The 12,569-nt window shown below is 56.6% G+C and carries 9 protein-coding genes; 5 read left to right on the top strand and 4 right to left on the bottom strand.

The genetic code is table 11. From position 1 onward, the window contains the following. Positions 1-56 precede the first annotated feature (56 nt). Together moaD and Q3F21_RS01480 are read left to right on the top strand one after the other, a co-directional pair. A complete protein-coding gene (gene moaD / locus Q3F21_RS01485; protein WP_340249436.1) occupies positions 57-764 on the top strand; it encodes a molybdopterin converting factor subunit 1 in 708 nt (235 codons plus the stop codon). Positions 765-769: 5 nt separating this feature from the next. After that, positions 770-1,795, top strand: coding sequence for a ThiF family adenylyltransferase (locus Q3F21_RS01480; RefSeq protein WP_340249434.1), 1,026 nt, complete (start codon positions 770-772; stop codon positions 1,793-1,795). 67 nt (positions 1,796-1,862) lie between these two features. Here the strand turns inward: Q3F21_RS01480 and Q3F21_RS01475 are convergent, their stop codons facing one another. The 4 genes from Q3F21_RS01475 to Q3F21_RS01460 form a co-directional block, all read right to left on the bottom strand. Further along, entirely contained in the window at positions 1,863-2,921 is a 1,059-nt protein-coding gene (locus tag Q3F21_RS01475) for an ATP-binding protein (RefSeq protein ID WP_340249432.1), read from the bottom strand. Continuing rightward, positions 2,918-3,592 carry a response regulator transcription factor gene (locus tag Q3F21_RS01470; protein ID WP_340249430.1) on the bottom strand — a complete coding sequence of 225 codons (675 nt, stop codon included), beginning with the start codon at positions 3,590-3,592 and terminating at the stop codon, positions 2,918-2,920. The genes Q3F21_RS01475 and Q3F21_RS01470 overlap by 4 nt, the downstream gene beginning before the upstream one ends. A 4-nt stretch (positions 3,593-3,596) precedes the next feature. Beyond that, entirely contained in the window at positions 3,597-5,354 is a 1,758-nt protein-coding gene (locus tag Q3F21_RS01465; RefSeq protein WP_340249427.1) for an ABC transporter ATP-binding protein, read from the bottom strand. Between the two features lie 62 nt (positions 5,355-5,416). Continuing rightward, positions 5,417-5,551, bottom strand: a complete 135-nt coding sequence (locus Q3F21_RS01460; RefSeq protein ID WP_340249424.1) for a hypothetical protein — start codon at positions 5,549-5,551, stop codon at positions 5,417-5,419. 316 nt (positions 5,552-5,867) lie between these two features. On the opposite strand from Q3F21_RS01460, the gene acnA reads away from it, so the two are divergent. The 3 genes from acnA to Q3F21_RS01445 all read left to right on the top strand — a co-directional run bounded on the left by acnA (position 5,868) and on the right by Q3F21_RS01445 (position 12,566). Beyond that, the gene (acnA, locus tag Q3F21_RS01455; protein WP_340249421.1) at positions 5,868-8,597 is read left to right on the top strand and encodes an aconitate hydratase AcnA; all 2,730 of its coding nucleotides are present in this window, start codon (positions 5,868-5,870) and stop codon (positions 8,595-8,597) included. Between the two features lie 162 nt (positions 8,598-8,759). Further along, a complete protein-coding gene (locus tag Q3F21_RS01450) occupies positions 8,760-9,089 on the top strand; it encodes a DUF3892 domain-containing protein (protein WP_340249419.1) in 330 nt (109 codons plus the stop codon). 132 nt (positions 9,090-9,221) lie between these two features. Beyond that, positions 9,222-12,566, top strand: coding sequence for an SNF2 helicase associated domain-containing protein (locus Q3F21_RS01445; protein ID WP_340249416.1), 3,345 nt, complete (start codon positions 9,222-9,224; stop codon positions 12,564-12,566). Positions 12,567-12,569: the final 3 nt, after the last annotated feature.

Below are 12,569 nucleotides of genomic sequence, written 5' to 3'. Positions count from 1 at the left end.
AGGTAGAGAGAATCTTTTTTTCCTATTATGATCCCTTTGGAAACGAGGAGTGCCACATGCAAATATCCGTCCTTTTATTTGCCGGTCTGGCCGAGCTGGCCGGCGTGCGAACCATACAAATCACACTGCCAAAGGAAGCTTGCGTCCGGGACCTGCTGCAAGCCGTTTCCGGCCGATACCCTGCGCTTTCCTCCCTGCTCGGCAGCTGCTTTGTCTCCGTCAATCAGGAGTACGCCAAACCGGAAACGCCTATTCAGGCTGGCGACGAGATCGCCATATTGCCCCCCGTGAGCGGCGGCGAGGAGCCTCGTTTTGCCATTACGGCGGAACCGCTGAACGCGGACAAACTGGTCAAGCTCGTGTCCAATCCCCGCGCCGGCGCTGTCCTTGCTTTTGTCGGAGCCGTCCGGGAGTTCACGCACGGACAGCGTACGGTCTCGCTTGCCTACGAGGCTTACGCTCCGATGGCGGTGGAAAAAATGAAGCAGATCGCGTCCGAGATCGAAGAGCGGTGGCCCGGAACGCAAGTGGCGATGCATCACCGGATCGGCGAGCTTGCCATCGAGGAAATCGCGGTGGTCGCCGCCGTTGCGACCCCGCATCGAAAAGCCGCTTTTGAGGCTGGCGAATACGCCATCGAGCGGCTGAAGCAGATCGTGCCGATCTGGAAGAAGGAAATCTGGGAGGACGGCAGCGAGTGGAAAGGCCATCAGCAAGGTCCGTGGAATCCGACTGCGCCCCCGGACGACGCGGAAAGGAGCTGACTTTTGTGAATACGCGTTATTCCCGTCAAATCCTGTTCCCCCCCATCGGACGCGCCGGACAGGAGCGGCTGGCTCAAAGCCGCGTAGCGATCGTCGGCATGGGCGCGCTGGGAACGGTCTCGGCCAACCACATGGTTCGCGCTGGCGTCGGCCTTGTCCGGATCATCGACCGGGATTTTGTGGAACCGAGCAACCTGCAGCGGCAGATGCTTTACGACGAAGACGATGCCCGGCAGCATCTTCCCAAGGCCATGGCGGCCCGCGCCAAGCTGTCGCGGATCAACTCCGAAGTGTCGATCGATCCTGTCGTGGCTGACCTGACCGCCTACAATGCGGAGTCGCTGCTCACAGGGGTCGATCTCGTTCTCGATGCGACCGACAATTTTCAGGTTCGCTACCTGGTAAACGACGTCTGTGTCAAACACGGCATTCCCTGGGTGTACGGCGGCGCGGTGAGTGCCACTGGCACGTTTACCGCCATTCGTCCGGGCGTGACGCCATGTCTTCGGTGCCTGTTTCCGGAATCGCCCAATCCGGGTGAAATGGCCACCTGCGACACAGCTGGGGTGATCGGCCCGATCATCCACATCGTCGCTTCCTATCAAGCGACGGAAGCGCTGAAAATCCTGGTTGGGGACACGGATGCGCTGAATCCTAACGTGGAGCACTTCGACCTGTGGAACAACCGCCACCATCAGATCAAGGTCGCAAACGGCCGGCGCGATGACTGCCCGACATGCGGCCAGCGGCAGTTCACCTTCTTGCAGCCGGATTCGCAAGAGGGGCAAGCCGTCTCTCTGTGCGGCCGGGATACGGTGCAAATCTCGCCCGCCGGCCAGGCGTCGCTCGATCTCGATGCGCTGGCAGAGCGTCTCGCTCCGCTTGGACAGGTGGAACGCAACAAGTTTTTGCTTCGCTTCCACGTAGACCCCCATACGCTTGTCGCCTTTCCGGACGGGCGGGTGCTCGTACAGGGAACCGACGATGTCAGCCTGGCTCGCACCCTGCATGCCAGATATATCGGTGCTTGAGAGAATTAGATAAGCACAGCGGAAAGTCCCCTTTCTGCATGAAGGAAAGGGGACTTTCGCTGTTTTTTTATTCGCTTTTCTCTTCCGGGAGCGTAATGATAAAGGTTGTTCCTTCGCCTGGCTGGCTCTGTACGGCGATCCTTCCCTGATGCAGGCCGACGATTTTTTTCACGATGGAAAGCCCAAGCCCGCTGCCCCCCATGGCCCGATTCCGCGATCTGTCCGCCTTGAAAAACCGCTCAAATATCCGTTCCTGATCCTCCGGCGAAATTCCGATGCCGGTATCGGAAATCTGCACGACTACCTCTCCCCCTGTTCGTTGAGCGCGGACACTGATCTTTCCTCCCTGAGGGGTAAATTTGATGCTGTTGCTAAGCAGGTTGTTCCAGACCTGACTCATCATGTCCTCGTCCGCGACGAGCTCCACCTTCTCCAGCGCTACGTCCAGCTCGATCTCTTTCCCCAGCCACTGCGGTTCGCAGGCCAGGATGATGTTGCGGAGCTGATGGTCCAGACGGTACCGTTTCCGCTCCATCGGATGCTGCTTTGCTTCCAGCGATGTGAGCTTCAGCAGGTTATCGCTCAGCTTCGAGAGGCGCTTGCTTTCCGTCTCGATAATGTCGAGATAATGGAGCTGTTCATCGCGGCTGAGGTTCTCTCTACGCAAGGCGCGGGCAAAGCCGCTGATCGAGGTCAAGGGGGACTGGATTTCGTGCGACACATTGGAGATAAACTCCTGACGCATCTGCTCCATCTCATTCAATTGCTCCGCCATATGGTTGATGTTCTCGACGAGCTGTCCCCACCGGTCCTCCATTTTAATATCGAGCTTGACGCTGAAATCCCCTTTGGCGATGCGCCGCAATGCGTCGATCAGCAGTTGAAACAGCTCGACATGCCGCGGACGGACCAGCCGCGATAGCAGAAACATCGTGCAAAAGAAAATGAAAAAACCGGAAAAGGAGTTGATCAACCCCCTGACAAACTCGGAAGGCGCGATCCCGATTTTTTGATACAACGCAAACGTGAGCCAATATGCCGCAGACCAACAAAGATTGATGTAGATGAGAAAGCCGATCACGCCAAGCACTCTGAGCCAGATTTTTCTGTTAGGGTGCTTTCTCATGGACTGATCTCCAGCCGGTACCCGAGGCCGCGGACGGTGCGGATCAAAAAGCCGCACTCCGGCTCGGGAAAGCGTTCCCGCAGCCGGTTGATGTGTACGTCGACCGTCCGTTCATTCCCCTCGAAATCGTATCCCCAAATCTGTTCGATCAGCTGCTCGCGGGAGATGGTCTGCCCTGGATAGCTGGCCAGCTTGAACAAAAGCTCGAACTCTTTGGGAGGAATCGTCAGGCTTTTGCCGCCCATTCCAATTTCAAATGTCTTCCGGTTCAATTGCAGCGAACCGGCCTGCACTGTATGGGAGGCGGCGATCCGGTACCGCTTTAATAGCGCCTTGACCCGGACGACGAGCTCGGCCGGTTCGAACGGCTTGACGAGGTAATCGTCCGTTCCCAGCTCAAAGCCTTTGATTTTTTGCGCGGTCTCTCCCTTGGCCGTCAGCATGAGCAACGGTATGTCGTAATGTCTCCTGAGCTCGCGGCACAGCTCCCATCCGTCCATATGCGGCATCATGATGTCGAGGACGACCAAATCCGCCTGGTCCGACTCCATGACGGCCAGGGCATCCCGACCGTCGGCAGCCTCCAGAATATCGAAGCCTTCGTTTTGCAAAAAGACCCTGACCAGCTCGCGAATGTGCGGATCATCGTCGACAATCAGCAATTTGGCCATAAGCCTACACCTCCTGTTTCATCCGCAGCTGTTGTGTGGCAAATTCGCGGTACATCGCATGTGTTTCAAGCAGTTCTCCATGTGTGCCTTTTCCGGTGATTCTTCCTTTTTCCATAAAGACAATCTGATCGGCATCGACTACGGTAGACAGGCGATGGGCGATGACGAGCGTCGTGCGTCCCTTCATTAAATTATTGAGCGCCTGCTGCACGATGATCTCGGATTTGCTGTCCAGGCTGGAGGTCGCTTCGTCCAGCATCAGGATTTGCGGGTCCCGCAGCAGCGCCCGTGCGATGCCGATGCGCTGGCGCTGGCCGCCCGAAAGCTTCATGCCCCTTTCGCCGACCTGGGTCTCGTATCCGTCCGGCAGCTCGTCGATGAACTGGTCGGCGTATGCCATCGCGGCGGCTTTTCTCAGCTCCTGTTCGCTGACAGGCCGCGAGATTCCGTAGCAGATGTTTTCCCGGATGGTTCCCGCTATCAACGGGCTTTCCTGGGATACGTAACCGATCTTGCTCCGCCAAGACGATAGCGTAAAGTCGCTGATCGGGTGGTCGCCCAGGCGAATCGAGCCGCCAGTCGGCTGGTAGTACCTTTCAATCAGGGAGAACAGCGTCGTCTTCCCGCTGCCGCTAGGTCCGACAATCGCCGTCACTTTCCCCGGCTCGACCTGAAAGCTCACATCGTCGAGGATGGTCTCGCCGTTTTCGTAGGCGAACGTCACCCGGTCGATGCTGATCGGCAGCCCCGCGTCCTCCAGCGGCCGCCCTGACGCATGGTCTTCTTCGCCTGCTTCCAGCGTGGAGATGATCCGTTCTGTCGCGCCCATTGCCTTTTGCAGCTGGGTAAAGAACTGGGTGAACTGCCCGAGCGGCATCACGATCTGGACCAGATAGAGAATGAATGCGACGAGTTCTCCCGCAGTCAGAGCACCCGTGGAAACGCGCATCCCTCCATACCCCATGATGACGACCAAAAGCACCATCAGGACAAACGAGATGAGCGGACCGATCAGCGCCTGTACTCTGCCCTCCTTCAAGCCGAAGCGGAACAGATTTTCGATTCCCCGCTTGCCGCTGTCGTACTCGTGCGGCTCGGCGTTGGAAGCCTTTACAAGGCGGATTTCCGACAGCACCTGGTTCATGATCGTCGTAAAGCTGGCGGTCTCGTCCTGCAGTCCCTTCGAGATTTTGTACATCTGCCGCCCCAGCGGAACCAAGATGAGCAGCGACAGCGGAACGGCGATCAGCATCGTCAGCGTCATCTGCCAGTCGAGGTAAAGGAGCGTCGCAACCGAACCGATGATCGAGATGATGCCGGTGAAAAAACTTGACAGATGATCCGTGATCAGCCCTTTTACCACACCGGTATCATTCGTCATCCGGCTGATGGTTTCCCCCGTTCGGTGGTTGTCGTAGTAGCTGACAGGCAGGACGAGCAGCTTTTTCCACAGCCGGTCCCGGAGAGCGGCCACGATGCTTTGCCCCACGTGGTTCAACAGGTAGATGGACAGTCCTCCGGCGACGGCCTGGGCAATGAAGGCAGCAACCAGCAGCACGATCTGTCCGGGGGTGATCGAAGCGAGCGTAAAGCTGTCCACGAGATTTCGCGTAAACAGCGGGATTACCAGACTGACTAGCGTTGTGGCGACGCTCATGAACAAGGCGATGCCCAGTTTCAGCTTGGACGGATTTGTCTGTTTGATCAGTTCGTAAAATGCTCGCCAGTTTCCCGTTTTCGTTTGCGTATATGTTTTTTCCATAGGTAGCGATTTCTCCTATCCTGAAATATTTCCGTTTCCTCTAAGCAACACTTTACACCATTTCAGTGCTGGCTCGTCGCTTTTCGCTTGCGTCTCAGCCAGTTTCCGGCGAGGCCCCCCTGTGCTTTTGCAGGCTGGCGCTGCCGAGAATTTCCGGTCAAAATCAGATTTCTGTTCGCTTGTTTCCCGTCTGACATCCATTTTCTCTCCTTTTCCCAGTGTCGAAGCCAGGTCGCCATGGCTAGGCATTGTTCCCATCCGGTTTGTGCGTGGCAAGAGAAAAGATACCGTATGAATGTAAACGGAATGTAAACGGGATAATACAGGGAGTCAAGTTATTTTTCCTGCTTCTGCCATCAAAGCGGCATCGTGTTTTTCCGAGTGATTTGTGTATAAAGGATGAAATTTGGGGTAGAAGCCGGGAAACAAATCGAGTATAATAGGTTCGTAATGAAGAAACGAAACTATGTTTCACCAGATGAAACCCCGAAATGATTAGGGAGGTTATGCACATTGGCTACACACGATGCTTACAACGTGAAGTCTTCCCTGCAAGTGGGCGATAAAGCGTACGCATACTACCGCCTGCAAGGCCTGGAAGAACAAGGAATCGGCGAGATCTCCAAGCTGCCGTTCTCGATCAAAGTCCTGTTGGAGGCGGCAGTACGTCAGTTTGACGGCCGCGCCATTACCAAAGAACACGTACAACAACTGGCAAACTGGACAAAAGGACGCGACGGCAATCAAGAAGTGCCGCTCATGCCTGCACGTATTGTCCTGCAAGATTTTACCGGTGTTCCTGCTGTCGTAGACCTCGCGGCTATGCGCATCGCCATGAAGCGCGCCGGCGGAGATCCGAAGCGCATCAACCCGCTCGTACCGGTTGATCTCGTCATCGACCACTCCGTCATGGTTGACGATTTCGGAAACGACAAGGCTCTCGACAACAACATGAAGCTGGAATTTGAACGCAACCAGGAGCGTTACCGCTTCCTGCGCTGGGCTCAAACGGCTTTTGACAACTTCCGCGCGGTTCCTCCTGCGACCGGTATCGTTCACCAGGTAAACCTGGAGTACCTCGCTTCGGTCATCGCTACCCGCGAAGTAAACGGCGAGCTCGTCGCTTTCCCTGACTCTCTCGTAGGTACCGACTCCCACACCACCATGATCAACGGTCTGGGCGTACTCGGCTGGGGCGTCGGCGGTATCGAGGCAGAAGCAGGAATGCTCGGCCAACCGCTTTATTTCGTAACGCCGGAAGTCGTCGGCTTCAAGCTGACCGGTACCCTGAAAGAAGGCTCTACCGCTACCGACCTGGCTCTGACTGTCACGCAAATGCTGCGCAAAAAAGGCGTTGTCGGCAAGTTCGTAGAGTTCTACGGTCCTGGCCTGTCCAACATCTCGCTGGCTGACCGCGCTACCGTAGCGAACATGGCTCCTGAATACGGCGCGACCATGGGCTTCTTCCCTGTAGACGCGGAAACGCTCAACTACATGCGTCAAACCGGCCGCGAAGAATCCTTGATCAACCTGGTGGAAACCTACACCAAAGCGCAAGGCCTGTTCCGTACAGACGACACACCAGATCCTGCCTTCTCCGAAACGCTGGAACTGGATCTGTCCACGGTAGTACCGAGCCTGGCTGGTCCGAAGCGCCCGCAAGACCGGGTAGAGCTGACTTCCATGAAGGAATCCTTCAACGAAAGCCTGCGTACGCCAATCGAAAAAGGCGGCTTCGGTCTGTCCGAAGAAAAAATTGCTGCTGAAGCGCAAGTAAACTATCCGACCGGTGAAACTGCGACCCTGAAAACAGGCTCCGTCGTCATCGCGGCAATCACTTCTTGTACCAACACCTCCAACCCGAGCGTTATGCTGGGCGCAGGTATCCTGGCGAAGAAAGCGGTTGAAAAAGGCCTGAAAAAGCCTCCGTTCGTAAAGAGCTCCCTGGCTCCGGGTTCCCGTGTCGTTACCCAATACCTGATCGACGCTGGTCTGATCGACTCTCTGAACGCGATTGGCTTCAACGTCGTCGGTTACGGCTGCACCACTTGTATCGGTAACTCCGGTCCGCTGCCGGAAGAAACCAGCAAGGCAATCGCCGACAACGATCTGACTGTAGCTGCTGTCCTGTCCGGCAACCGCAACTTCGAGGGCCGTATTCACGCACAGGTGAAAGCGAACTACCTCGCTTCTCCTCCGCTCGTCATCGCATACGCGCTGGCTGGCAACGTGAACATCGACCTGACCAAAGACCCGATCGGCACTGGCAGCGACGGTCAACCAGTCTACCTGAAAGACATCTGGCCGACTCCGCAAGAGCTGAACGAAGCGATGGGCAAAGCGATGAATCCAGAGCTGTTCCGTGCGCAATACGCAAAAGTATTCACACAGAACGAAGAGTGGAACAAAATCGACGCTCCGACTGGCGATCTGTACGAGTGGGATGAAAAATCCACTTATATCCAAGAACCGCCGTTCTTCCAAAACCTGTCCGGAGACGTAGGCCACATCGACGAAGTACTGAAAGCACGCACCATCGCGCTGTTCGGTGATTCTGTCACGACTGACCACATCTCTCCTGCCGGAAACATCTCGCCGACCAGCCCGGCTGGCCGCTATCTGCAGGAAAACGGCGTAGAGCGCAAAGACTTCAACTCCTACGGCGCCCGTCGCGGCAGCCACGATGTGATGATGCGCGGTACGTTTGCCAACATCCGCATCCGCAACCAAGTGGCTCCCGGCACCGAGGGCGGGGTAACCAAATACCTCCCGACAGGCGAAGTCATGTCCATCTACGATGCGTGCATGAAGTATCAAGCAGACGGTACTCCACTGGTTGTTCTGGCCGGTAAAGAATACGGTACCGGTTCCTCCCGCGACTGGGCGGCAAAAGGCACCTTCCTGCTCGGCATCAAAGCCGTTATCGCAGAAAGCTTCGAGCGTATCCACCGCGCCAACCTGGTCGGCATGGGCGTACTGCCGCTGCAATTCGCAGACGGCCAAAGCTGGAAGTCTCTCGGCATCGACGGCAGCGAAACCTTTGACATCGTCGGCCTCTCTGACAATGTTCAGCCTGGCCAACGCGTCAAAGTGAAAGCTACTCGCCAAGACGGCAGCAGCTTCGAATTCGACGTAATCGTACGCCTCGACAGCATGGTTGACGTAGACTACTATCGCAACGGCGGTATTCTGCAAACCGTTCTGCGTCAGCTGCTCGACGAAGGCAAGCCGGTAACAGCGTAAGCTAAGCAATTTCCATTACAGCACCCACCCATAGCAGGCAGACATCGTTTTACGGTGTTCTGCCTGTTTTTTTGCAAGCCAATCGCTTTGTCCCAAAACGCAAAACGAATGTATGTTCCTCATCCGGTATGGCACCCTACTACTAAAGGAGGGACTTTGAGGATGGACCAACGCGATTTTGAACAAATTTACGAAGCGTACAAGGCTGAAGGCGAACGGCAGGCCCGGCAGGAGAATGGCGGCGGGATGGGTGCCCCTGCTTCCGCCAACGGCAAGGAAAGCATCGTCGCTGTCCGCAAAAATGACGATGGCGACCTGATCGCTTTCAAGACGAATACGGGCCGGGAGCTGGATTATGTGACAGCCCTGCAGGAGGCAAAGGCAGGGCAGCTTGCCCACGTCGATGTCTTTCACAAATACGGCCGCGACATTTTGCGGAGCGAGCCGGACGGAATCAAGGAGAACAATCTGGACAACCTGCCTCCTTTCTAAGCTTGACGGATAGATCACAGCACCACTGGCCCCTTTTTGGCGGAGTGCCGAGACCCGCACTCTGCCCGGAGGGGCTCTGTTGTGTGTTATCATAAGAAACAAGACTATTTCTATCGAGGAAGGATCAAATCCATGAGCTTTCAGTTGACCAAAGGGATCATCACGTCATTGTGCGGCCGAATCTCATCTGACAGGGGAAAAGCTTACTATCGGGCCAGAAAAGTGACGTTCACCCGCTGCGATCCCGAAGCTTCCGTCTATGAAGCCACGGTCAAAGCAGCGAGCAGCAGCTACCAGGTTGCCATCGAGTTTCATCCGAACGGGGACGTGGAGGCCGAATGCTCCTGCCCCTCGCTCGGTTCCTACGACCAATACTGCCAGCACATCGCCGCCGTGCTGCACGGCATCCAGGATATGGAGCGGAACGAGCTGCTGCAGAGCTATTCACAGGCGGCCCGGCGGCGTTCGGAAGCTTTGGCAGGTGCATATGGGGACCCTTCCCCGCAGCTTGCCCCTCGCTCCTCCACCGCCGCCGGCCAACCGACGCGGATTGCGGCGGCGGATGTGCAGCTGGCCAACCGCGTGCTGGGACTGTTTGGCGAAAGGCCGACCCGCCCCAACCATGTACGGCCGCTCTTTGACACCCGGACAGCTCTGGATGTCTCCTTTACCCTGAAACCGGTCGCGTACGGCTTTCGCAAGCAGATGTTCGGCATCGAGCTCAAGGTCGGGCCGAAACGGCTGTACATCGTCCAGAAAATAAGAGAGTTCCTCGAACGGATTGAACGCGGAGAATCCTTTGTCTTCTCCAAGCACTTCACGTACGATCCGAAGCATCACCGCTTTGGGGCGGAAGACGACGCCGTCATCAGGCAGCTGATTCACATCTTTCACAACGAAAAGCTGTACCGCGAAACCGTAAGCGCGCATCTCGCCCAAACCAGGAGCGTGAGCGGCGAACGGATGCTGTTCATTCCCCCTGTCTCATGGGAGGCGCTCCTTCGCCTGCTCGCTGCCGCTCCCAACGTGCAGGTGATGGTTGGAGAAAAGACATTCTCCGGCGTTCACCTGTCCGATGAGCTGATGCCGCTCCGCTTTGCGTTCGACCAAGCCGATGCGGAGGGCTATCAGATGGACGTCCAGGGCTTGGAAGACATCACTGTGATGGAATCGTACGGAATCGTCGTTTCCGCAGGGAAGCTGATCAAGCTGCCTGATGACCAGTGCAAACGATTGGCCGAGCTGAAGCAAATGCTTGAGGCGTCCCGCAAACGGCAAATCATGATTCCAGAAGCGCAAATGGAGCCTTTCATGGTCACCGTGGTACCCGGCCTGATGAAGCTCGGCAGCGTCAACATCGCCCGCTCCGTCTCTGACCGCATCATCCAAACACAGCTGAAGGCAAAGCTGTATCTGGATCGAGTAAAGGACCGGCTGTTGGCCGGGCTGGAGTTTCAGTACGGAGACATTGTGATCAACCCATTGGAGGGCGACGGGCAGCAGCGCGGCTCCGATCGCATCCTGATGAGGGACGGAGAGCAGGAACGGCGAATTCTGGAGCTGATGGAGCAATCCCCTTTTACGCGAACTGAGGGCGGCTATTTCATGGAGGATGAGGACGGGCAGTATGAATTTCTGTACCACGTCGTACCGGAACTGGAGAAGCTGCTGACGGTATACGCCACCTCTGCCGTAAAAATGCGCCTTCACACCGGGTACACTCCTCCCAAGGTAACCGTGAATCTGGACGAGAGGACCAATTGGCTGGAATTCACATTTGAGATAGACGGAATTCCCGAGTCTCACATCCGCCAGCTGCTCCAGTCCGTCGAGGAGAAACGCAGATACTACCGGATGCCGGACGGAGCGTTTGTGCCGCTGGAGAACGAAGCCTTTCAAGAAATCGGCCGCTTGATCGACGATATGGGCATCCGCATCGCAGAGCTGAAAGGTGCGGACTTCCGCTTTCCGGTGACCCGCGGCCTGCATTTCATCGATTCCCCCCGGCAAGGGAATGCCGTCAAGCTGGGCAAATCGTTCCGCCAGCTGCTGGAAAACATGCGCAATCCGGACAATCTCGACTTCCCTGTGCCGGACAGCCTGGCTTCCGTGCTGCGCGACTATCAGAAATACGGCTTCCAATGGCTGAAGACGCTCGCCCACTACCGGTTCGGGGGCATCCTCGCAGACGACATGGGGCTGGGAAAAACGCTGCAAAGCATTGCCTTTCTTGTCTCCGTGCTGCCGGAGATCAGAGGCCGGAGACAGCCGGCACTGATCGTCTCCCCCGCTTCGCTTATGTACAATTGGAAAAACGAGCTGAAGAAGTTCGCTCCGGACATTCAGACGGTCATCGCGGACGGGAGCAAGACCGAGCGCGGCGCTGCCTTGAGGGATGCTTCCGAGGCTGACGTCATCATTACCTCTTATCCGCTCCTGCGGAGAGACATCGAGCTGTATGCGAAAAAATCGTTCCATACGCTCATTCTGGACGAGGCCCAGGCGTTCAAAAACCACGCCACGCAAACGGCGCAGGCAGTAAAAGAACTCCAAGCCCAGTACCGCTTTGCCCTCACCGGGACACCTGTGGAGAATTCACTGGAGGAGCTTTGGTCGATCTTTGATGCGGTGTTTCCCGGGTTGTTGCCGCGTCGCCGGATATTCAACGAGATGTCCAGGGAAGCGGTCGCAAAGCGGGTCCGCCCCTTTTTGCTGCGCCGCGTAAAAGCGGACGTGCTGAAGGAGCTGCCGGAAAAGATCGAATCGCTGCAAGCCTCCGAGCTGCTGCCGGAACAGAAGAAGTTGTACGTCGGCTATTTGTCCAAACTGCAGCATGAGACGCTGAAGCATCTGAACGAGGAGACCTTCGATAAAAACCGGATCAAAATCCTGGCTGGCTTGACCCGTCTTCGCCAGCTGTGCTGCCACCCTGCTCTGTTCATCGAAGACTACGCGGGCAGCTCCGCCAAGTTTGAGCAGCTGCTGGAGATTGTAGCGGATTGCCGCAGCGCGGGAAGGCGTCTCTTGGTGTTCTCGCAGTTTACCGAGATGCTGGGGTTGATCGGGAGGGAGCTGGGCTATCAGGGAGTGCCGTTTTTTTATCTTGACGGGAAAACGCCCGCAGCCGAGCGGATCGAGCTGTGCAACAGGTTCAACGAGGGGGAGCGGGACCTGTTCCTGATCTCCTTGAAGGCCGGGGGAACCGGACTGAATTTGACCGGAGCCGACACCGTGATTCTGTACGACCTGTGGTGGAATCCCGCTGTGGAAGAACAGGCCAGCGGCCGCGCCCACCGGATCGGTCAAAAGAAGGTTGTACAGGTCATTCGCCTCGTCGCCCAGGGCACCGTCGAAGAGAAAATGTACGCGCTCCAACAAAAAAAGAAGCACCTGATCGAAGAAGTGATCAAGCCTGGGGCGGAAGCTTTGTCCTCCCTGACGGAACAGGACATTCGCGAAATTTTGATGATCGAATAGATA

The sequence above is a fragment of the Brevibacillus borstelensis genome (assembly GCF_037834415.1).
Taxonomy (GTDB): Bacteria; Bacillota; Bacilli; order Brevibacillales; family Brevibacillaceae; genus Brevibacillus; species Brevibacillus borstelensis_A.
The sequence above is the reverse complement of the archived record's forward strand: the minus strand, read 5'-3'. Positions and strand labels throughout refer to the sequence as shown.